The organism is Enterobacter sp. EGD-HP1 (assembly GCF_000733275.2).
GTDB lineage: Bacteria > Pseudomonadota > Gammaproteobacteria > Enterobacterales > Enterobacteriaceae > Enterobacter.
In genome coordinates this window covers 39672-59319 of record NZ_AVOP01000002.1, presented here as the reverse complement: position 1 = coordinate 59319, position 19648 = coordinate 39672, and the positions used below count along the sequence as shown (strand labels likewise).

The 19648-nt window shown below is 55.6% G+C and carries 24 protein-coding genes; 13 read left to right on the top strand and 11 right to left on the bottom strand.

Annotated elements, in window-relative coordinates; all coding sequences use genetic code 11:
• From N037_RS04265 to N037_RS04255, 3 genes are read right to left on the bottom strand one after another with little or no spacing between them, the layout of a single operon-like run.
• A complete protein-coding gene (locus N037_RS04265; protein WP_032639284.1) occupies nt 1-1263 on the bottom strand; it encodes an NAD(P)/FAD-dependent oxidoreductase in 1263 nt (420 codons plus the stop codon).
• Complete coding sequence (locus tag N037_RS04260; RefSeq protein WP_032639282.1) at nt 1260-1979, bottom strand: SDR family NAD(P)-dependent oxidoreductase; 720 nt, start codon at nt 1977-1979, stop codon at nt 1260-1262. The genes N037_RS04265 and N037_RS04260 overlap by 4 nt, the downstream gene beginning before the upstream one ends.
• Nucleotides 1976-2410, bottom strand: a complete 435-nt coding sequence (locus N037_RS04255) for a nuclear transport factor 2 family protein (RefSeq protein ID WP_023335610.1) — start codon at nt 2408-2410, stop codon at nt 1976-1978. Before N037_RS04255 ends, N037_RS04260 begins: the two co-directional genes overlap by 4 nt.
• Nucleotides 2411-2666: 256 nt before the next feature.
• Here N037_RS04255 and N037_RS04250 point away from each other — a divergent pair, with 256 nt between their 5' ends.
• Nucleotides 2667-2864 carry a hypothetical protein gene (locus N037_RS04250; protein WP_032639280.1) on the top strand — a complete coding sequence of 66 codons (198 nt, stop codon included), beginning with the start codon at nt 2667-2669 and terminating at the stop codon, nt 2862-2864.
• A 1-nt stretch (nt 2865) separates the two neighbouring features.
• A complete protein-coding gene (locus N037_RS04245; protein WP_032639277.1) occupies nt 2866-3651 on the top strand; it encodes a hypothetical protein in 786 nt (261 codons plus the stop codon).
• Here the strand turns inward: N037_RS04245 and N037_RS04240 are convergent.
• Both N037_RS04240 and N037_RS04235 read right to left on the bottom strand, forming a co-directional pair.
• Nucleotides 3632-4144, bottom strand: coding sequence for a GNAT family N-acetyltransferase (locus N037_RS04240; protein WP_032639274.1), 513 nt, complete (start codon nt 4142-4144; stop codon nt 3632-3634). The genes N037_RS04245 and N037_RS04240 overlap by 20 nt on opposite strands.
• Before the next feature lie 18 nt (nt 4145-4162).
• Nucleotides 4163-4567, bottom strand: coding sequence for a VOC family protein (locus N037_RS04235; RefSeq protein ID WP_032639272.1), 405 nt, complete (start codon nt 4565-4567; stop codon nt 4163-4165).
• A 209-nt stretch (nt 4568-4776) separates the two neighbouring features.
• Here N037_RS04235 and N037_RS04230 point away from each other — a divergent pair, with 209 nt between their 5' ends.
• Nucleotides 4777-5319, top strand: a complete 543-nt coding sequence (locus tag N037_RS04230; protein ID WP_032639377.1) for a hypothetical protein — start codon at nt 4777-4779, stop codon at nt 5317-5319.
• A 43-nt stretch (nt 5320-5362) separates the two neighbouring features.
• On the opposite strand, the gene N037_RS04225 is transcribed toward N037_RS04230, so the two are convergent.
• From N037_RS04225 to N037_RS04215, 3 genes are all read right to left on the bottom strand, one after another.
• Nucleotides 5363-6193, bottom strand: a complete 831-nt coding sequence (locus tag N037_RS04225; protein ID WP_023335604.1) for an oxidoreductase — start codon at nt 6191-6193, stop codon at nt 5363-5365.
• A 116-nt stretch (nt 6194-6309) separates the two neighbouring features.
• Complete coding sequence (locus N037_RS04220) at nt 6310-7317, bottom strand: AraC family transcriptional regulator (RefSeq protein ID WP_032639271.1); 1008 nt, start codon at nt 7315-7317, stop codon at nt 6310-6312.
• Between the two features lie 82 nt (nt 7318-7399).
• Complete coding sequence (locus tag N037_RS04215) at nt 7400-7984, bottom strand: TetR/AcrR family transcriptional regulator (RefSeq protein WP_032639268.1); 585 nt, start codon at nt 7982-7984, stop codon at nt 7400-7402.
• Between the two features lie 103 nt (nt 7985-8087).
• On the opposite strand from N037_RS04215, the gene N037_RS04210 reads away from it, so the two are divergent.
• Nucleotides 8088-8555, top strand: coding sequence for a nuclear transport factor 2 family protein (locus tag N037_RS04210; protein ID WP_032639266.1), 468 nt, complete (start codon nt 8088-8090; stop codon nt 8553-8555).
• Between the two features lie 39 nt (nt 8556-8594).
• On the opposite strand, the gene N037_RS04205 is transcribed toward N037_RS04210, so the two are convergent.
• Nucleotides 8595-9134, bottom strand: coding sequence for an ester cyclase (locus N037_RS04205; protein ID WP_032639375.1), 540 nt, complete (start codon nt 9132-9134; stop codon nt 8595-8597).
• Between the two features lie 170 nt (nt 9135-9304).
• On the opposite strand from N037_RS04205, the gene N037_RS04200 reads away from it, so the two are divergent.
• Nucleotides 9305-10216, top strand: coding sequence for a LysR family transcriptional regulator (locus tag N037_RS04200; protein WP_032639264.1), 912 nt, complete (start codon nt 9305-9307; stop codon nt 10214-10216).
• A gap of 112 nt (nt 10217-10328) precedes the next feature.
• Nucleotides 10329-10643 carry a PTS sugar transporter subunit IIB gene (locus N037_RS04195; RefSeq protein ID WP_032639262.1) on the top strand — a complete coding sequence of 105 codons (315 nt, stop codon included), beginning with the start codon at nt 10329-10331 and terminating at the stop codon, nt 10641-10643.
• 44 nt (nt 10644-10687) lie between these two features.
• Here N037_RS04195 and N037_RS04190 read toward each other — a convergent pair whose 3' ends face one another.
• Nucleotides 10688-11056: a MerR family transcriptional regulator gene (locus N037_RS04190; RefSeq protein WP_032639260.1), complete on the bottom strand. Its 369-nt coding sequence runs from the start codon at nt 11054-11056 to the stop codon at nt 10688-10690.
• Nucleotides 11057-11152: 96 nt separating this feature from the next.
• Between N037_RS04190 and N037_RS04185 the strand changes: the two genes are divergently transcribed.
• The 6 genes from N037_RS04185 to N037_RS04160 all read left to right on the top strand — a co-directional run bounded on the left by N037_RS04185 (nt 11153) and on the right by N037_RS04160 (nt 18341).
• Entirely contained in the window at nt 11153-11947 is a 795-nt protein-coding gene (locus tag N037_RS04185) for an SDR family NAD(P)-dependent oxidoreductase (protein ID WP_032639258.1), read from the top strand.
• A 208-nt stretch (nt 11948-12155) separates the two neighbouring features.
• Complete coding sequence (locus tag N037_RS04180) at nt 12156-12770, top strand: TetR/AcrR family transcriptional regulator (protein WP_032639256.1); 615 nt, start codon at nt 12156-12158, stop codon at nt 12768-12770.
• A 74-nt stretch (nt 12771-12844) separates the two neighbouring features.
• On the top strand, nt 12845-13954 hold the full coding sequence (locus N037_RS04175) for an efflux RND transporter periplasmic adaptor subunit (RefSeq protein WP_032639254.1): 1110 nt from the start codon (nt 12845-12847) through the stop codon (nt 13952-13954).
• Entirely contained in the window at nt 13951-17040 is a 3090-nt protein-coding gene (locus N037_RS04170) for an efflux RND transporter permease subunit (protein WP_032639252.1), read from the top strand. The genes N037_RS04175 and N037_RS04170 overlap by 4 nt, the downstream gene beginning before the upstream one ends.
• A gap of 34 nt (nt 17041-17074) precedes the next feature.
• Nucleotides 17075-17668 (top strand): TetR/AcrR family transcriptional regulator, encoded by a 594-nt coding sequence (locus tag N037_RS04165; protein WP_032639250.1) that lies wholly within the window; start codon nt 17075-17077, stop codon nt 17666-17668.
• A gap of 73 nt (nt 17669-17741) precedes the next feature.
• Entirely contained in the window at nt 17742-18341 is a 600-nt protein-coding gene (locus N037_RS04160; protein ID WP_032639248.1) for an NAD(P)H-dependent oxidoreductase, read from the top strand.
• 83 nt (nt 18342-18424) lie between these two features.
• On the opposite strand, the gene N037_RS04155 is transcribed toward N037_RS04160, so the two are convergent.
• Nucleotides 18425-18901: a WbuC family cupin fold metalloprotein gene (locus N037_RS04155; RefSeq protein WP_032639246.1), complete on the bottom strand. Its 477-nt coding sequence runs from the start codon at nt 18899-18901 to the stop codon at nt 18425-18427.
• A 267-nt stretch (nt 18902-19168) separates the two neighbouring features.
• Here N037_RS04155 and N037_RS04150 point away from each other — a divergent pair, with 267 nt between their 5' ends.
• Nucleotides 19169-19639, top strand: coding sequence for a hypothetical protein (locus N037_RS04150; protein ID WP_023335584.1), 471 nt, complete (start codon nt 19169-19171; stop codon nt 19637-19639).
• The last annotated feature ends 9 nt before the right edge of the window (nt 19640-19648 follow it).

Here is a 19648-nt window from a genome sequence, read left to right as displayed (position 1 = left end):
TCAGTTCCCCCCCTCTCCGGCCGCTATCGCATTGACCACGTCCAGCGCGCTGCGCACGCCATCTTCATGAAAACCGTTGTACCACCAGGCCCCGCAGTACCAGCTCCGGTTATGACCGTTGATCTCGCCGCGCCGCGCCTGCGCCCGCCAGCTTTGCGGGTTAAACAGCGGATGTTCGTAGACAAAGCGTTGCCAGACGAAGCGTTCGTCCACCGGCGCGTCCGGGTTCAGGGTGACGCAGAACAGCGGACTGCCCGCAGGCAGCCCCTGCAGGATGTTCATGTTGTAGGTGACGCAGGCGCTGGCCTGGTCTTGCGCGCTCAGGCGGTAGTTCCAGCTGGCCCACGCGCGCTGCCGCACCGGCAGCCAGCGCGGATCGCTGTGTAAAACGACCTCGTTGCGCTGCCAGCCAATATCGCCCAGCACCTCGCGCTCTGCGGGCGTCGGGTCATCAAGCATCGCCAGCGCGCTGGCGGAGTGGCAGGCAAAAATCACCCGATCGAAGGTATGGCTGCCGTTTTCAAGCTGAAGCGTGACCTCGTGCGCGTGGCGGCTCACCCGCTGCACCGGCGCGTTGAGGTGCAGCGTCAGGCGGTCCCCCAGTTTTTCCATCATTGCGCGGATATACTCCCGCGAGCCGCCCGGCACCACGTACCACTGCGGGCGCTGGGTGATATCCAGCAGGCCGTGGTGGTGGAAGAATCGCAGGAAGAGCGGCAGCGGGAAACGCTTCATCTCCTGCAGCGACGATGACCAGATGGCGGCCCCCATCGGCAGAATGTAGTGGCGCGCGAAAAACGGCGTGAAGCCGTGCTGTTCCAGAAACGTTTGCAGCGTGGCGTTCGGGTCCACCTCCCCGTCCAGCGCCTGTTTCGCCAGACGATTGAAGCGGACGATCTCCCCGAGCAGCCGCCAGAATGCTGGATTCACCAGGTTCCGACGCTGGGCAAACAGCGACGTCAGGGTGTGTCCGTTGTACTCCAGCCCGGTCGCGGGATTGTGCACCGAAAAGCTCATCTGCGTTTTTTGCCCGCTGATACCCAGCTCGCTGAGCAGGCCCATAAAGCGCGGATAGGTGCGATCGTTGTAGACGATAAACCCGGTATCGATCGCGTATGTGCCCTGTGGCGTCGTCACGTCAACCGTTGCGGTATGGCCGCCGGGGGTGGCGCCCGCTTCAAACAGGGTCACCTGATGGTGTCCGGCCAGGCGCCAGGCGCAGGTCAGCCCGGCGATGCCGCTGCCGATAATCGCAATGTTCATGAACGCACCATCCTGCGCAGCAGCGTGCGCTGAAGAAACGCAGGCAGTCCGGAGAGGAGCCGCAAAATGAAGCCAAACCCGACAGGAAATGCGATATGCATTTTCCCAGCCGCCAGCCCGATACGGATCGCCTTCACCGCCTCGTCGACGGTCACCCTACCCGGCATGGCAAAATCGTTTTTCCGCGTCAGGGGCGTATCAACAAAGCCCGGCGAGACAACCGTGACGGTAATTCCTTTTGGCTCCCAGTCCAATCGCAGGCTTTCGGCAAACCAGCTCAGGGCCGCTTTGGACGCGCCGTAGGCCTCTGCCCGTGGGAAAGGCAGCCAGTGGGCCATGGAACTCACCAGCACCACGCGGTTGCCCGCAACCAGCTGCGGCTGTAGCGCCTCAAGGCAGTTCACCGGCCCGAGGAAATTGGTGTTCATAACCCGCTCCACCAGCGCGGCGTCCACCACGCCCTGCTCGAGGTATTCGCAGGTCCCGGCGCAGAGAATAATCAGATCGGCATAGCTGCCGGTCAGCGCCTGGCGACAGGCGTCCCTGTCTGTCATATCGAACAGGCGAACGGTGAGATTGGGGCAGGTTTGATGCAGCGCTTCGAGACGCGCCGGATCGCGCCCGCAGGCAATCACATGGTAGCCGTCAGCGGAAAAGGATTTCGCCAGCCCGGCGCCAATGCCCGAACTTGCCCCGGTAATCAGCACCGTCTTCATGATTTGACCCTCCGCTTCACGCCGCGTACCGCCCAGCCCAGCAGAGGAAGGTGTTCGTAGATCATCTCTCCCGCATCGTAATAGTCGCGCTGGTGCGTGATGAGATCGTTTTCGGTCTGCACCACTGAACACCCCGGCAGTTCGAGCGGCTCTCCCCCGGCGATGCGCGGGTGCGACCAGTGCATCACCCAGGTGACAACAAACCGGCTTCCGCTGCACAGCGGCGAATCGATGGTAAAACGGCAATGCTCGACGTTGGCCAGCAGATGGGTGAAATAGCGCTGAAGCGCGAAAATCCCGTCATGCTCGCCAAACGGATCGATAAGCGTGGCATTCGAATGGTACAGCCCCACCAGCGCGGACGGCGGCTGGCTATCCAGTGCGGCGTAGTACTCAACAAACCGACTCACGACAGAGGGCAAAGTGCTCATGGGTCACATCCTGGCTGTAAACAACGTGGCGTAATCGCATAATTAAAACTTACACAATTAACGTTATTTGTCCAAGTTTGTGGTGATTTATTTTTTATTTTATATCTACATCAATAACTTAAAGATAGACAAAAGAGTAGGTTTTGTAGGCCGGGTAAGGCGCAGCCGCCACCCGGCTTTAACTTTCAGGATATCCTTAAGGCAAATTCGTCGGTCTTCTTCCAGGCTTATCCTTTTTATTCATAAGGATGCCTGCATGAAACGTTTCTTTTTCTCCCTTTTCTCCAGCCCCGAATCTTTGCTCCAGGTGATGAGTCAGCAGGAAATCATTGAAGCCGTGGAAGATGGCGATCGCATCATCATCGACCAGGACGGAAACGCCTCGGTGAACTACAAAAGCAACGAAGTGCGGCAGGATTTTCTGCGTCACGTCAACACGCTGAAGAGGGCCTGATATGGGAACGGCGATATTTATGGTGCTGATGGTATGCGGGTACTGGTACACCAGCCGCGACCTGTCGACCCGCTTTAAAATCAAGCGTTCCTTCGGCTGGGACGTCTATTTTCTTGTGGCGCTGTACGGCTGTATTTTCGTTCTGCAGGGCGTGATTGCCACCGGTCTGCTCTGGGTGCTGCTGCTCGCCCTTTCCGCCGCCAATAACGCTTTTCACTTTGCCTCGCCGAAATATACCGACTGGCAAATCGACTTTATGAACTGGAGCTTTTTAGGCATTCAGGCGCCGGTGGTCGTGATGCTGGCGTTTGCCATTCTGTTTTGCCTCTACCGCTCTAACTGGGCAGGCAGCGCCAGCCTGGACGGCGAAAGCCGGAAAAAGCTCTACAAGCGTCTGGCGCAGTCGAGCGGTATTGAACAACTGCTTTACCAGTGTATGGAGCAAGGCGAACTGGCGCAGGTCACGCTCCGGTCCAGACGGATTTACGTCGGCATGATCCACACCGCGACGCTGGAATATGAAAAAACGGCCAATATTGTGCTGATCCCGATGTTAAGCGGGTACAGAGACGCGAAGACGATGAACTTTCGCATCGAGAATAATTACAGCAAGTGGTATGCGGAGCATGACATCACGCTCGACTCCGAACCCAGAAGCGCCATGTCATTCCGGAAGGTGATTTTACTCAATCAGATCGAGAGCATCTCATTGTTCGACCCCGCCAGCGCCAGCGCGCTATCGCTGGCACAGCGCGACGAGAGTCGCCCTAAAGCGACATCCCCATAATTCTGAGAATGCTCTGCTGTGAAGCGGTTTCGAAAAGGACGTTCTTAACGCAGAGCATGCCCTGCTTCCGGTAGAACCGGTGCGCTCCAACGTTCTGCTCCAGCACTTCCAGCCAGAGATACTCCTTCCCCCTGCGCCGGGCCATGTCGGTGATGCTGTTGAACATCACCTGACCGAAGTTCTTGCCGGTCTCGGCGGGATCGAGGTAAAGCTTGTTGAGGAGCACGCCCTGCTTATCCGTTTCTGGAATCATGGCCTCCCAGGTCACTTTCATGAATCCCACGGGCCGATCGGTCTCGGCAACATACCAGGAAACAGCGTTATCTTTCAGGCTCTGTTCAAGTACGGAAAGCGCGTAATCGCCATGCAGAAAATCCTTCATCTCTGCCCCTGACACCCACAAATGCTGAAAATGGGCGGGGTAGATTCGGTATCCCAGCTCGCTTAAAAGCGCTGCATCGGCCCCGGTGGCCTGTCGAATTCGAAGAGTCATGAAAAGTATCCCTGGTAATCAACCGCGCTGGGCATTTTGATAGAGATCCCAGCGGTTGCCGTAAATATCTTCAAATACCACCACCGTACCGTACTCTTCCTCACGAGGTTCTTCGCAGAAATGAACGCCTTTGTCTTTCATGGCACGGTAATCGCGCCAAAAATCATCAGTCTGAAGGAAGAGGAAAACTCTGCCGCCGCATTGATTGCCGATAAAGCTTTCCTGCCTCTCGTTAGACGCACGAGCCAGCAAAATATTGCAGTCGCTTTCCGGGTTGGGTGAGACGACCACCCAGCGTTTACCGGGCTGAGGCGTATCTTCAACGAGGGTAAAACCCAGCTTGTCCGTGTAGTATTCAATGGCACGATCGTAGTCATCAACCACAATAGCCACACAGCCCAGGCATCTTTTCTGAGTTCTCATTTTTTCGTTTCCTTTACCCTAAATGGTTATGCTCAGCGCTTTCTCACAGAATACGCGCGCATGAAAATATTTTACAGACTGATAGGTCTGCTAAGTACGCTCCAGGTTCAGACACACTAAAACGGGTGGGTGAAAAACCTCATCCGATCGCGCTACTCTGCCGCTGATGAAGGGATGATGGGTGATAAAAACATATGGAAATTATTTTGATGCGGCATGGAGAACCTCAGCACAGGGGTGAGCCAAAAGTATCGTACAGGCAAATGGCTGAGTGGATCGACAGCTATAACCGCTCTTCAACAGGCAGCGACAGACCTTCGGAGATAGCTCAAATCCTCGCGTACCGCGCGCTCACGTTTCTCAGCAGCCCTCTCCCGCGAGCCCTTTCATCGTTGAAAACGCTGGGGTGTGAACCGGGTTTAATTGATGAGGTTTTTCGGGAAGCGGAACTGCCGGTATTTCGTATCCCAGGGTTACGGTTGTCGCCTTTTTACTGGGCGGCGCTGTTTCGCGTTCTTTGGCTCTGCGGCCTGTCTGGCGAAGCAGAGTGCGTAAGCGTCGCAAAAAAACGTGCCGCTAAGGCGGCTGAGATCCTCGTGACGGCGGCTAAGGACTCCGATGGCCCCGTCTTGCTCATGGGGCATGGGATCATCAATCGGTTTATTGCAAAAGAACTGATCGCATCAGGCTGGAAAGAACAGACTCGTCAGGGCAAGGGTTACTGGGGCGCGGGGGTTTACAGCGTTGTGTAGCGGCACATGCGGCGCCGAGGTTTTTTAATCCTCGGCGCTCAGGTCATCGGGTCTGGCTAAGAATAATGCGATCGAACAGACGGTCACCCAACCAGACGCGCATGCCGATGAGCATCCTGGCATACTTGCCGGCTGCATAGCGTGTACGCGGATGCGGGCTTTTAACCGCGCGGGCAACCACGTCCGCAATCACCTTCGGATCGCTGCCTCTGCCATTTCCATAAGCATTTTTGACCGAGTTAGCCACGTTCGCTACCAGATGACCATAAGGGCCACTTGCTGAACGTTTGACAAAATTGCCGCTGACCACATCACCAAAGCCTGTCTCGATTAAACCCGGTTCAACAATCACAACCTTAATGCCAAATTCAGCCACTTCAAGACGCAGACAGTCAGACCATCCTTCAAGCGCATGTTTCGTTGCGTGGTACCAGGCTCCCAGAGGGGTGTAAATTTTCCCTCCTATAGAAGTGATGTTAATAATGTAACCACTGCGTCTGGCGCGCATGGCCGGGATCAGCAGCTGCGTAAGGCGGGCTGCGCCAAACACGTTAACCTCAAACTGATAGCGAGCTTCATCAATACCGATCTCTTCTACCGGTCCATAAAGCCCAAAACCCGCATTGTTGACCAGTACGTCAACCCCACCCGTCTGCGACACGATGGTATCCACTGCAGCCAAAATGTCTTCATCACGTGAGATATCCATCCGCAGAGGGCGCGCGCCAAGCTGGGCGAGATCGTTCATTTTCTCAACGCTACGGGCAGCGGCATAAACCTGATAGCCATCCTGAATAAGACGACGGGCGATGACTTTGCCCATACCTGACGATGCACCGGTGACCAGCGCGGTTTTCTTGTCCTGAGTAAACATAATTACCTCGGTGAGTAGACTGTCGTTAGTTTGCCCTCCCTCGGCCCAACGTTAACTAGCGTATCGCGCCATATGACTCGCAAAATGCGCCATTATAGCGGTAATTATGCCCGGATTTATTCAAGGCGCATGGCTGTTCTGGCCGCTTCAGGAGTCTGGCCCGTCCAGGTCATAAATGCGCGATAGAATGAATTAGGATCTTCGAAACCCAACAAAAATGCGATCTCATACCCGGAAAGACGCGTATTGCGAAGATAATGACGGGCCAGGTGTTCACGACACCCGTTGACAAGATTGCGGAAATTATCCCCTTCCTGCTCAAGCCTGCGCTGCAGCGTGCGTTTGCTCATTCCCAGACGCTCCGCCGCTTTTTCAATTGTCGCTTCGTTACCGGGAATAAGTTCCAGGAGTACCGCACGAACGCGCTCGGCGGTTGAAGCCTGTTCATTTAACTGACCGAGACGACGCTGCAGTTCCGGTTCAAATACCTGCCACATCCCCTCATTTACCGTTAAAAATGGCCGAAGCGCATCGGCTGCGGAAAAGCTGATGGCAGGCTGTTCTCCGTATTGCACGTCAGTACCAAAGAAACGCGAAAAGTGGCTGTTCTGAACCGCTGACGGTAGCGCAGAAACGCAGATTCGTAAGGGGTTAACGGGTTCGCGGGTCCCCAGCCGCAGAAGCTTGAGCAGGAAGCCCAGCTCTGCCACCTGCAGAAACGGCGGGAGAGCTGTCGCAAAAAGCCAGCGCGGTGAAACGGTAAGGTTGCCGTTTGGGTCGACCGTTGTCTCCAGAACCATGGGAGCAATAAGCTGTTTATATCTGGCCAGACGCTGGACAGCCTGCATCATATTGCTACTACACAGTGCGGCAAAAAGTGGCGGATCGAATATATCCGCAGAGATCGATTCAATAAGTGGTACGGGAAAGGCGGGATCGTTCGTTTCTGCCTCCAGCGCGTTCCAGAAGCGGATGTATTCATCCGTATCGAGTCCGCGCGTTTTTTGCAAAAAGAGATCATCAGGTAATCCTGCCCTGCGGAGAATGCGTTCTGGCTCAAGCCCCGCGTCTTTCAGCAGCGTTTTCCAGCTTATATCGAGGGCGAAAGTACGGTTATAGGCCATTTGCTCATTCCCGGTGTGAAGGTTATTCAACGCTAAGTGTTGTTGTGTTGCGGACGTTTGTCAGTCGTCGCAGGTGTAAACATTATTTTCCCACTAATAACGCTGCGGCTAATGCCCTCTTCAACGAAGTGACGACATCATCCGTATCCATGCCCATCTGTGCATGAATAATTGCGCCGTCAATGAGCAGCATGATTTCATTGACGACGCGCTCATCAGAATTCTTCGTCAGCAAGGCAATAATTTTCTTTGTCTCGCATTTATGATTGCGGCATATCTCTTTTATTTCACTTTCAATATCTTCCGATTTTGCCTCTGCGCTGGCGTTAATAAACGCGCAGCCGTGGAACTCGGGCGAAATAAACCATTCGTGAAGCGTTGCAGATATCGCATCAGCAGGTATTTCGCCTTCATCGAGATGTCGACGCAGCGTGGCCTCAAACCAGTTAATCCATATTTCATGCCGATAGTGCAAATAGGCCAGAATAAGCAAGCTCTTACTCGGAAAATACCGATAGAAAGTCACCTTGGTCACTTTAGACGCTTTAATCAGCGTATCCACCCCCGTCGCCCTGAAGCCCATGGAATAAAACAGATCGTGTGCCGTGAGTAATATCTTATCTCTGACGCTGATTTTAGTATCGTGGCCTGCGGGTTCGGTTTTCACTTTTGGGTAGCCTCAAAAAGAATGTTGACAGCGTTATTTTACAGGCATAGATTACCGCAAGTAGACAGATCTGTCTACATCATATCACACAGAGGTAATCGCAATGAACACACGTCCTCCTTTACCGCCCTTCACCCGTGAAAGCGCTATCGAAAAAGTCAGACTGGCAGAAGATGGCTGGAACAGCCGCGACCCGGCGAAAGTCGCGCTTGCCTATTCGCTGGATACCCAATGGCGCAACCGCGCAGAGTTCGCCACCAACCGTGAAGAGGCGCAGGCGTTTCTGGAGCGGAAATGGAAAAAAGAGCTGGACTATCGTCTGATTAAAGAGCTCTGGGCGTTTACGGAGAACCGGATCGCGGTGCGCTATGCCTATGAATGGCATGATGATTCCGGCAACTGGTTCCGCTCTTACGGCAATGAAAACTGGGAGTTCGAGCCGGACGGACTGATGAAGCGCCGCTATGCCTGCGTAAACGATATGCCGATCAAAGCCTCTGAGCGGCTGTTCCACTGGCCGCTGGGCAGACGCCCGGACGATCACCCTTCGCTGAGCGATCTTGGCTTATAGGATTTTCGCATCACTCCGGGCCGCCCCGGAGTGATGAATTTACAGGGCGCCCACCTGTTTCATCAGCGTCAGGTTGTCCTCAATATGCCAGTTAGCCACAATCTTACCGTCAGCGATCTCATAAATATCGGTGGCGATAAAATCTATTTTCTGCCCCTTTCCTTTCAGCTTTCCAAATGTCCCGGTGAATGTGCCGTGAAAATGTAAATGTGAAACCACGCGATCGCCTGAAATAATCATTTGCTCAACGTCACAGCGCAAATCAGGCACAGCGGTACGAAACGCCCGGGAGGCTAAAATAGCGCCTTCGGGACCCTGCTTACGCTCTCCCGGAGGCGTTTTATCAATAAAGTTTACCGCCAGGGCATTACGCGCCAGGGTTTCATTACCCGTATTCCAGAATGAGGCATATTCTCTGGCGACAGCTTCATTCGCCTTTAATTTCGCCTGCGGCAGGCTGTTGTCCACTATAAGCTGTTTCGGCTTTACCCATTCTGCCTGTGCCGAATACGCGGTGCCCGACAGAGCTGTAAGAAAAACCATCGCTACCGTCGAATTGAAATACGTAGAAAATTTCATAATGTCCCTCAATAGAATATTACGTAACGCGCGGACAATTTCCTGCGGTTCAAAAAGTGAGATACGTTGCATGTTTTCAGCCTTATGGTTTGGATGAAATCACTTTACAGTCGGCATCTGATTTTGATAATTACGCTAAAAGTAGATGCACTTTTCGGAAAATATGAATAATGGGTAAACTCGAAGACATGGCGTTACTGGTGGAAGTTGCCGAGGCCGGCGGTCTTTCTGCCGCCGGGCGACGCCTGTCGCTTTCTCCCGCCACCATGACGGCCAGGCTGAAGGCGATTGAGGAGCGTTACCAGACGCGCCTGTTTCACCGCTCAACGCGATCGATCACGCTGACCCGCGCCGGGGAAGAGTTTTACCATGCCGCGCTGCGCGTGCTGGAAGAAGTGCATCACGCAGAGTCGTTACTGACGCAAAAGGAAGGCGTGCTCAGCGGCAACATTCGCCTTTCTGCGCCCTCGGACTTTGGCAGACAGTATCTTAGCCCCGCCGTCGTGGAATTCTCCCGACGCCATCCCGACGTTAAATTTTTCATCTCGCTAAGAGAACACGTTGAGGACCTGGTCGCTAACCGGCTGGATATGAGCGTGCGTTTTGGCAACCTGCCGGACAGCAGCCTTGTCGTCAGAAACATCCGTCCGAACCATCGGGTGCTGGTCGCCTCCGGGGAGTATCTTAACGAACGCGGCATCCCCGCCACGTTTGCCGATTTAGCTCAGCACCGATGCCTGGCGCTTGAGTCTCAGGGCGTGGTGATGAACGAATGGCGCTTTGAAAAAGATGGCGAGGAAAGCGTCGTTCGCGTAGAGCCTGCCATGGTGTGCGACGACGGGGCTTTGCTTCGTCAGTGGGCACTCAGCGGAGCTGGCATCGCGGGGAAATCGTGGTGGGACGTCAAAGACGATGTTGACACCGGAAGGCTCACGGTGCTGTTTGCCGACAGCTTCACTGGCTTTAGCCGATACGATCGCAAAGATGTCGGGCTGCAGTTTGTTTACCCGCAGCGCAAACTGCAGCCGCTTCAGGTCACGGCTTTTAGCCAGTTTTTTCTCGACTGGCTAAAAAAACATTAAATTAAATCACGTCAGGCAGCTGCGGTTGATTTCTCGCCAAAATAAGAGATAGCGCGCATTTCGCTGACAACCTCAGGACTACTCTGTGTGCGGTTTTCAGGAGGTACAAAATATGAAAAAGCTTCTGATCTGTTGTTTGTTTGGTAATACCGCAAACTCTCTCGCCAAAAAAATGCAGTCGCTGGCAGAACGCGAAGGCTATCCGCTGATGATTAGCGCTGTTGGGCTGGATAACTTCGCCAGCGTCGCTCCCGCTTTCGATGGTTTCCTCATCGCGCCGCACATTCAGTACAAACTCGATGAGATAAAAGAAACGGTGGGCAATACGCGTTCAATCGCCATTATTGAGAGCCTGCCCTATGCCTCTCTCGACGCGAGGAATGTATTGAATTTCGTGAAGGAACAGATGCCTGAACTGGCTGCCTGACAGATAAGGCCGCATCGGTTTAGCGGCCTCCTCTCACCCGGCACTCAAAACGTGTCGACGCAAGGCTGGCCGACCTTATTAATAGCGTTTTTCAACCTGGCTTTGAGTTCAATTAACGCCGCTTCTTTCTCTTCAAGCTGCTGCAGCTTGTGGCGCAGAGACGCCTGTTTTTGCTCAGCGGTAAAGTTGTCGTCAACCCAGACAGCTAAAACCTCTGCAATTTCGGCTAAGGTAAAGCCCAGCATTTTGGCATGCCTGATCATGTTTAAACGCTGTAAATCGACGGCGGAATAGACTTTATAGTTATTGCTGCGATTGGGCTGCGGGATATTCTCTAACAGCCCCTGTCGCTCATAGTAACGCACCGTCTCTTTCGACAATCCCGTTTTCGCACACAGTTCACCAATTCGCATCGCGTCGCCCTCACCTTGTAAAAATCACGCTTGACCGTGTACCTAAGTGCACGGTTTATCCTGTGCAGCATACATCAGGGAAACGGGATTAAAGATATGAATTCTTTTGATTATACAGGTAAAACAGCGCTGATTACCGGAGCGTCGTCGGGCATAGGCCGTGATTTTGCCCGGCAGCTCGCCGCTCGCGGCACGGCCTTGATCCTGGTCGCCCGCTCCGAGCCAAAGCTGCAGGCGCTTGCCGCAGAGTTGGTCAAAAAGCACGGCGTCTCCATCACGATTATCGTGCAGGATTTAGTGAAGCCGGAAGCCATTCCCCACATTGTGGAACGGCTTGAAACCTTAAGACGCGTCCCCGACATTCTGATTAATTGCGCCGGGTTTGCCACCTACGGGCCATTCGAAAAGCTGTCAATCGACAGGCAGCGTGATGAGATAAACGTGAACTGCCTGGCCCCCGTGGCGCTGACGCACGCCTTGCTGCCGGGAATGCTCCAGAAAGGCTCCGGGGTGATGATTAACGTTGCCTCAACGGCCGCGATGCAACCGGATCCCTATATGGCGATTTATGGCGCGACCAAAGCTTTCCTGCTCTCGTTTTCTAACGCGCTGTGGGGAGAATATCGCTCAAAGGGTATCCGCGTCCTGGCGCTTTGCCCCGGCGCAACGGATACGGCCTTTTTTGATGTGGTGAATGCTGAGGAAGCCTCGGTAGGGAGAAGAATGCCCGCTGACAAGGTGGTCACCCTGGCGTTGAAGGCCGTGGAGAGTAACCGCAGCTACCTGATTACCGGATGCGGTTACTGGCTTCTGGGGCAGCTACACCGGTTCGTGACGCGCAGGCGACTGGTGCTTATCGTTGAAAAGATATTGCGCCCGCGCTCGGCTTAAGCAAAAACGGCTCTGTTCAGCGCAAGGGAGTTGCGCTGAAATCCTCGCTTATCGCAGACAGATAGATGCCATAGTGCACGAAAAACAGTGATACACTTACCCCACCTGGTTGATCGTCCCGTCTGAAGGGTTCATGGTGAATGGCGGTAACCAAAGTACCAAACGGTCACTCGTTGTTAATCGTAGCCTGTCACGCTAAGCTTAAATAATGACTAAAAAAATGAATCCCCCGTCATCACGTGGTCCACTTGACCACGCTGTCAGAGAGCAAATCGTCGAAGCCGCTTTTGAGCACTTCGGTCACTACGGCTATGAAAAAACCACCGTCGCCGAACTGGCTAAATCTATCGGTTTTTCAAAGTCCTACATCTATAAGTTTTTCGATTCTAAACAGGCTATCGGCGAGGTGATCTGCGCTAACCGCCTGGAGCTGATCATGGCGGCAGTGCTTTCCGCCATCGAGGATGCGCCGTCAGCAAGCGAAAAATTACGCCGCCTTTTCAAAGCGCTCACCGAGGCGGGAAGCGAGCTGTTTTTCCACGACCGTAAGCTATACGACATCGCCGCCGTCGCCGCGCAGGAGCAGTGGCCTTCCACGCAAAAGTACAGTGAAAGTCTGATGAAGCTGATTGAGAGCATCATTATCGAAGGCAGGCAGGCCGGCGAGTTCGAAAGAAAAACGCCGCTGGATGAGGTCACCAGTGCCGTCTACATGGTGATGTGCCCTTACATTAACCCCGTTCAGCTGCAGTACAACCTCGAAATGGCCCCCACCGCGGCGGTGCTTCTCTCTTCACTGATTTTAAGAAGCCTGGCCCCCTAATTTGTGACCATTGACAATTTTGGTCACTAGTCAGAGAATGCGGATACCGTCCTGTTACGTCAAAAAGGTTTCCCATGCTCAGGCTCACTTCAGCCCGCGTTGCCGCTTGTCTCCTGCCGTTTGCCCTGGTGGCATGCGGCGATATTTCCGCGAGTGACGATCCGCGCACAAAGCCACCGCTTGTCAGATCCGCCTCCGTCGAGCTAGCGAACACTAGCGCCCGCGCCTTCACGGGCGTGGTGGTCGCAAGAACGCAAAGCGATTTAGGCTTCAGGGTTCAGGGAAAAATCCTTGAGCGACTGGTCGATACGGGGCAGACCGTCAAACAGGGCCAGCCCCTGCTGCGCCTGGATCCGGTTGACCTGAAATTACAGGCCCAGGCGCAGCAGCGCGCGGTGGATGCGGCTCAGGCGCGCGCGCGAAAAGCCTCCAGCGATGAGGCGCGCTATCGTGGACTTGTGGCGTCCGGCGCCGTGTCTGCCTCGGAGTATGACCAGATCAAAGCGGCGGCCGATACGGCCAGGGCCGACCTCAGCGCCGCCCGGGCGCAGGCCAGCGTAGCGCAAAACGCCACGGGCTATGCCGTACTGCTGGCGGATTCAGACGGCGTGGTCGTGGAGACGCTCGCCGAGCCGGGTCAGGTCGTCAGTGCCGGACAGGTGACGATCAGGCTCGCCAGAGCGGGACAGCGTGAAGCGCTGGTCCAGCTTCCGGAAACGCTGCGCCCTGCCGTCGGCAGCGAAGCGCAGGCCACGCTGTATGGCAATGAAGAACACCCGGTCACCGCAACGCTGCGCCTGCTGTCTGACTCGGCCGATGCCGCGACCCGCACGTATGAAGCCCGCTACGTGCTGGATGGCCTGCTGGCGAACGCGCCGCTGGGGGCGACCGTCACGCTGAACATTCAGGACAATAAGGCAGAAGGTCAGGTCATGCAGGTCCCGCTGGCCTCACTCTATGATGCAGGAAAAGGTCCGGGCGTCTGGCGTATTTCCGCCCAGCCGGCAAAGGTCGCATGGACGCCCGTCAAGGTGCTGAGCGTGGGTGAAGATGCGGTGCAGGTCACGGGCGGGGTGAAGCCCGGTGAGAAGATTGTTGCGTTAGGCGCGCATCTTCTGCACGAAGGTGAGGTCGTCAGGCTTGCTAAACAACGCAATGCCATCCTGGCGGAGAACACACCATGAGCGGAAGCCGCTTCAACCTGTCAGCGCTGGCCGTCCGCGAACGTTCCGTCACGCTGTTTCTGATCGTTCTGGTCACGATTGCCGGAATTTACGCCTTCTTTGGGCTCGGGCGCGCGGAAGATCCGCCCTTTACGGTAAAACAGATGACGGTGATAACCGTCTGGCCGGGCGCCACCGCGCAGGAGATCCAGGATCAGGTCGCCGAACCGCTGGAGAAGCGCCTGCAGGAACTCAAATGGTATGACCGTACCGAAACCTATACCCGTCCCGGCATGGCGTTTATTACGTTGTCATTGCAGGACAAGACCCCGCCTGCCGAAGTGCAGGAGGAGTTCTATCAGGCGCGTAAGAAGCTTGGCGATGAATCGCAGCGTCTTCCGGCGGGCGTCATCGGCCCGATGATCAATGACGAATTCTCGGATGTCACCTTTGCCCTCTTTGCCCTGAAAGCAAAAGGCGAACCGCAGCGGCAGCTGGTACGCGATGCCGAAGGCATGCGCCAGCAGCTTCTGCACGTTCCCGGCGTGAAGAAAGTGAACATTATCGGCGAACAGGCCGAGCGGATTTATATCTCCTTCTCCCATGACCGTCTGGCGACGATAGGGCTCTCGCCCCAGGATATTTTCAACGCCCTCAACAGCCAGAACGCGCTAGCCGCGGCGGGTTCCATTGAGACCCGAGGCGCGCAGATTTTTATCCGCCTGGACGGCGCGTTCGATGAACTGCAGAAAATCCGCGATACGCCTTTTATTGCTCAGGGCAAAACGCTCAAGCTGTCCGATGTGGCCACGGTTGAGCGAGGCTACGAAGATCCCCCGACGATGCTGATACGCAATCAGCATGAGCCCGCCCTTCTGCTGGGCATCGTGATGCGTGAAGGCTGGAACGGTCTGGCGCTGGGTAAAGCGCTGGATGCGGAAACGGCAAAAATAAATGATAGCATGCCGCTTGGCATGTCCCTGACCAAAGTTACCGACCAGTCCGTGAATATTCGCTCGTCGGTCGATGAGTTCATGATTAAATTCTTCGTCGCCCTGCTTGTGGTCATGGTGGTGTGTTTTGTCAGCATGGGCTGGCGCGTGGGGGTGGTTGTTGCGGCGGCGGTCCCGCTGACGCTGGCGGTCGTTTTCGTGGTGATGGAAGCCGCGGGAATAAACTTTGACCGCGTGACGCTGGGCTCCCTGATCCTCGCCCTCGGCCTGCTGGTTGATGATGCCATTATCGCCATCGAAATGATGGTGGTTAAAATGGAGGAAGGTTACGACAGAATCAAAGCCTCGGCCTTCGCCTGGAGCCATACCGCCGCGCCCATGCTGGCAGGAACCCTGGTGACGGCCATTGGCTTTATGCCGAATGGTTTTGCCCAGTCCACCGCCGGGGAATACACCAGCAATATGTTCTGGATTGTCGGCCTGGCCCTGATTGCCTCGTGGTTTGTCGCGGTGGTGTTCACGCCCTATCTTGGGGTGAAGATCCTGCCGGCGATCCCCAAAGTAGAAGGGGGTCATGCCGCCATCTACAACACGCCTCGCTATAACCGTTTTCGCCAGCTGCTTGCCCGCGTTATCGCCAGAAAATGGCGGGTGGCCGGGTCGGTGGTCGCCATTTTCATCCTGGCCGTGCTCGGCATGGGTCTGGTGAAAAAACAATTTTTCCCGACATCCGATCGCCCGGAAGTTCTGGTTGAGGTGCAGATGCCCTACGGTACCTCGATAGCGCAAACCAGCGCCGCAGCGGCCAAAATAGAAGCGTGGCTGGGCCAGCAGCCGGAAGCCAAAATCGTCACCGCCTATATTGGTCAGGGTTCGCCCCGCTTTTATCTGGCGATGGCGCCTGAACTGCCCGACCCGTCTTTTGCGAAAATCGTGATCCTGACGGACAGCGAGACGTCACGCGAGGCGCTCAAGCTCCGGCTGAGAGACGCTGTCGCCAACGGCCTTGCGCCCGAAGCGCGCGTGCGTGTGACGCAGCTGGTGTTTGGCCCTTACTCGCCCTTCCCGGTTGCCTGGCGCGTGTCGGGTCCGGATGTCGAACAGGTGCATGACATCGCTGATAAGGTGAAAGCCGTGCTTCAGGCAAGCCCGTTGATGAGAACCGTCAACACCGACTGGGGGTCACGCGTTCCCGTCCTGCATTTCACCCTCGATCAAAACCGCCTGCAGGCGACCGGCTTAACCTCCAGTGCCGTTGCCGAGCAGCTTCAGTTCCTGCTCTCTGGCGTGCCCGTCACCTCCGTGCGGGAGGATATTCGCTCGGTAGAGGTGATTGGCCGCGCGGCGGGCGATATCCGTCTTGACCCGGAAAAAATCGAGGGGTTCACGCTTGTCGGCAATGCGGGACAGCGCGTTCCGCTGTCTCAAATCGGCAAGATTGAGGTCGGCATGGAAGATCCGATCCTGCGTCGTCGCGATCGCACGCCGACGATAACCGTTCGGGGCGATATCGCTAACCATCTTCAGCCACCGGATGTGTCGGTCGCCATCATGAAGCAGCTCCAGCCGATTGTTGATGCGCTGCCGGCCGGGTACCGTATCGACATGGCGGGTTCGATTGAGGAATCGGGTAAAGCCACGCAGGCCATGTTGCCGCTGTTCCCGATCATGATTGCCCTGACGCTGCTGATCATCATTTTGCAGGTGCGCTCAATCTCGGCGATGGTAATGGTGTTCTTAACCGCGCCGCTGGGGCTGATTGGCGTAGCGCCCGTGCTGTTGATTTTCAATCAGCCGTTTGGCATCAACGCGCTGGTCGGTTTGATCGCCCTTTCCGGCATTCTTATGCGCAATACGCTGATCCTGATCGGGCAAATCGATCATAACCAGAAGGAGGGGCTCGAGCCGTTCCAGGCGGTGATTGAAGCAACGGTCCAGCGCGCGCGCCCGGTCCTGCTGACCGCCATGGCCGCCGTGCTGGCGTTCATTCCCCTGACGCACTCAGTGTTCTGGGGCACGCTGGCCTACACGCTGATCGGCGGAACGCTGGGCGGGACGATCGTCACCCTCGTCTTCCTGCCCGCGATGTATGCGATCTGGTTCCGGATCCGCCCAGCGGAACAACGCGTGCAGCGCACCGCAGAAAGCGTGTAAACTACCATGAGTAGATAACAGTTTTGAGGAAAGCATGGTTGTTAAGCGCTTAAGAAAAGAGGACCGCCGCGTGCAGCTGCTGGAGGTTGCGCGCGGAATCGTTCGTCAGCAAGGCACGGAGGCATTGACGCTTGGCTACCTGGCCGAGCGGGCCAACGTGACCAAGCCTATCCCCTACGACCACTTTGGCGATCGTGAAGGGTTGCTGATGGCGCTGTACCAGGATTACAGCGACCGGCAGCTGGCGAAATTCCGCGAGACGCTGGCGGTCGACAGCAAAACGCTGGAAAAGACGATCCGCTTTTTCAGCGCCGCCTATATCGACTGCGCCATTACTGCAGGGCCTGAAACCGGGCCAATCGCTGCCGCGCTCTCCGGATCCCACGCGTTGCAGACGTTTCGTGAGGCATGCGTGGCCGAATGTGCCGACTGTCTGCGGACCGCGCTTTCCCCGTTCGTCGCGCTGAAAGGCGTTCAGGGGGAAGCCGCGCTGACGGCCATCATTGGCGCGGCGGACGCGCTCAGCACCGCCGCAGGTAACGGCGTGCTCGCCCGGAACGTGGCGGAAGATACGCTCAGCGGCGTCATGACCGGCGTGCTGGAGACCTACGTGAATAGCACAAAATGATCGCTCGGGGCGGATTGACACCTAAGTTACCAATAGTAATATAGAAGTCAATACTCACCCATTCGAGGTCGCTATGTCTGCTACACATGCCATTAATAACGCACTGATCGTGACGGCTCACCCTGTCGACAATTCGTTATCCCATTCGCTGGCAGCCCATATTGCCGGGAAATTACGCGAGCAAGGTACGCAGGTTGAGATCGCCGATCTGCATGCTGAAGGGTTTAACGCGGCGATGACCCGCGCCGATCTCGATTTGTATCACGGCGATCCGAGCGCCCTGCCCGACGATATTTTGCGCGAGCAGCAGCGCGTCGAGCGCGCGGATATGCTGGTGTTTGTCTTCCCGGTGTACTGGTGGTCGGTTCCCGCGCTGTTGAAAGGCTGGTTCGATCGCGTGTTAACCCTGAACTGGGCGTATAAGGTAGCCGACGACGGCCGGATTGTGGGCAACTTACGGGATGTTCCCGTCCGCCTGATTGCCACCGGCGGCAGCGATCTCAGTGGATTCGACAAACACGGCTATTCGACGGCGATTCAGACGCAGATTATCGAAGGTGTGTTTGGCTTCTGCGGGCTGAAGAACGTTACGCTCGATGTCCTTTACCAGGCAGACACGGCGACGCCTGAGCAGGTTGAGGCGTTCCTGAAGGGGCTAGAGAGCCTTAAATAAAACCTGCGAGCGAGAATTGAGCTAGCAGGATCGTCTCTCTTTCCCGGCGCGCCTTTCCGCGCGCCGGGTACATAAGAACACAATTACAGAGTAAAACCACCGTCACCCACCTGCGCCTGGGCGTACCATTTCATCAGCTCCGCGCAACCGGGCGCGTTCTCAGCCGGTGACCATGGGGCGGTATCGTGCTCAGGGACAGGCTGATAGCCGCCGTGTTTTACCTCAAAAATGACGCCGCCTTTATCCAGCGACAGCACGGCATGCCAGGTACCGGCATCCATCTCCAGCACTTTGCACTCTTCACCTAACACCACGCGCTGGGTCACGTTACCGTTATCGTCAAAATTCAGCACCAGAAAGCGACCGCTCAGAGCGGTCAGCAGTTCAAACGTGTGTGGGTGGCGATGGGGGCGGACATAGGTGCCAGGCTCCATCGCGATGGCCAGGCGCTGCACCGGGTCGCTCAGCTCAGGATGTAAATTGCGATGCGCGCGTAAGCGAGGAGAATTGGCAGCCTGCTCGCTTTGTTGCTGCAGGTCACTGAACGTAATTTGTTTCATATACACCTTTGTGAATGGAGTCAGCGGGCGGCAACCCGATTGCCGCAAGACGTTATACCATTCTGAACGGTCGATGAGCGATGGCATTTGTGAAACAAATCGCTGCAACGTGAGGATGTGCGTGATTGCACTCCAAAGCGCAACGTTGAGTAAAACTCACATTAATTCCCACTATTTATCGTTTTTCAAAAGCGCCCCCGCTGAAATACCATCCATTCATCCCTGGAATAGAAAAAATAAATAATACCAATCCTGTATGGAGCACCTATGACACTCGATGTTTTATTCCCTGTAATGAATATTATCTCGCCTCATAAATTTAGCGCCCATGCAAACGTGCATGAGTTGATAGCGTTACTTTCAGCCGAAAAGGAAAGCTCAGAGGCGCTTTCACCTTTCATCCATCGCCTGCACCTCCTCTCTTTCGCCCAAAGCAATCCGGGTAACGCCGAAGAGTTGCTCTCGGCGCATTTACCAAAAGAGGACGGGATCCTTCCGCTGCTTGACTTTGCGGAGTGGCCAAAGGTGCGTTACGCCACGTCAGGCGAAGTTCAGACGCGTGAATCTGAGGAGTATTTCCGTGAAATGACGTCGGCTGCCAATCTGTTACGCGCTGCGCTGATCGCTGCTGAACGCGCAAAGGGGACGCCTGCGCTTTATATTCTGGATAAATTACTTAACCTGAACAGCGCCCTGCCAGAAAGATATAAACAGATGGCGAATATACCCTACGCATAAAATCATTCA

Bases quoted from the DNA above. Each gene is read 5' to 3' on its own strand.
- N037_RS04265 (WP_032639284.1), bottom strand. From the start codon at position 1,263: ATGAACATTGCGATTATCGGCAGCGGCATCGCCGGGCTGACCTGCGCC.
- N037_RS04260 (WP_032639282.1), bottom strand. From the start codon at position 1,979: ATGAAGACGGTGCTGATTACCGGGGCAAGTTCGGGCATTGGCGCCGGG.
- N037_RS04255 (WP_023335610.1), bottom strand. From the start codon at position 2,410: ATGAGCACTTTGCCCTCTGTCGTGAGTCGGTTTGTTGAGTACTACGCC.
- N037_RS04250 (WP_032639280.1), top strand. From the start codon at position 2,667: ATGAAACGTTTCTTTTTCTCCCTTTTCTCCAGCCCCGAATCTTTGCTC.
- N037_RS04245 (WP_032639277.1), top strand. From the start codon at position 2,866: ATGGGAACGGCGATATTTATGGTGCTGATGGTATGCGGGTACTGGTAC.
- N037_RS04240 (WP_032639274.1), bottom strand. From the start codon at position 4,144: ATGACTCTTCGAATTCGACAGGCCACCGGGGCCGATGCAGCGCTTTTA.
- N037_RS04235 (WP_032639272.1), bottom strand. From the start codon at position 4,567: ATGAGAACTCAGAAAAGATGCCTGGGCTGTGTGGCTATTGTGGTTGAT.
- N037_RS04230 (WP_032639377.1), top strand. From the start codon at position 4,777: ATGCGGCATGGAGAACCTCAGCACAGGGGTGAGCCAAAAGTATCGTAC.
- N037_RS04225 (WP_023335604.1), bottom strand. From the start codon at position 6,193: ATGTTTACTCAGGACAAGAAAACCGCGCTGGTCACCGGTGCATCGTCA.
- N037_RS04220 (WP_032639271.1), bottom strand. From the start codon at position 7,317: ATGGCCTATAACCGTACTTTCGCCCTCGATATAAGCTGGAAAACGCTG.
- N037_RS04210 (WP_032639266.1), top strand. From the start codon at position 8,088: ATGAACACACGTCCTCCTTTACCGCCCTTCACCCGTGAAAGCGCTATC.
- N037_RS04205 (WP_032639375.1), bottom strand. From the start codon at position 9,134: ATGAAATTTTCTACGTATTTCAATTCGACGGTAGCGATGGTTTTTCTT.
- N037_RS04200 (WP_032639264.1), top strand. From the start codon at position 9,305: ATGGGTAAACTCGAAGACATGGCGTTACTGGTGGAAGTTGCCGAGGCC.
- N037_RS04195 (WP_032639262.1), top strand. From the start codon at position 10,329: ATGAAAAAGCTTCTGATCTGTTGTTTGTTTGGTAATACCGCAAACTCT.
- N037_RS04190 (WP_032639260.1), bottom strand. From the start codon at position 11,056: ATGCGAATTGGTGAACTGTGTGCGAAAACGGGATTGTCGAAAGAGACG.
- N037_RS04185 (WP_032639258.1), top strand. From the start codon at position 11,153: ATGAATTCTTTTGATTATACAGGTAAAACAGCGCTGATTACCGGAGCG.
- N037_RS04180 (WP_032639256.1), top strand. From the start codon at position 12,156: ATGACTAAAAAAATGAATCCCCCGTCATCACGTGGTCCACTTGACCAC.
- N037_RS04175 (WP_032639254.1), top strand. From the start codon at position 12,845: ATGCTCAGGCTCACTTCAGCCCGCGTTGCCGCTTGTCTCCTGCCGTTT.
- N037_RS04170 (WP_032639252.1), top strand. From the start codon at position 13,951: ATGAGCGGAAGCCGCTTCAACCTGTCAGCGCTGGCCGTCCGCGAACGT.
- N037_RS04165 (WP_032639250.1), top strand. From the start codon at position 17,075: ATGGTTGTTAAGCGCTTAAGAAAAGAGGACCGCCGCGTGCAGCTGCTG.
- N037_RS04160 (WP_032639248.1), top strand. From the start codon at position 17,742: ATGTCTGCTACACATGCCATTAATAACGCACTGATCGTGACGGCTCAC.
- N037_RS04155 (WP_032639246.1), bottom strand. From the start codon at position 18,901: ATGAAACAAATTACGTTCAGTGACCTGCAGCAACAAAGCGAGCAGGCT.
- N037_RS04150 (WP_023335584.1), top strand. From the start codon at position 19,169: ATGACACTCGATGTTTTATTCCCTGTAATGAATATTATCTCGCCTCAT.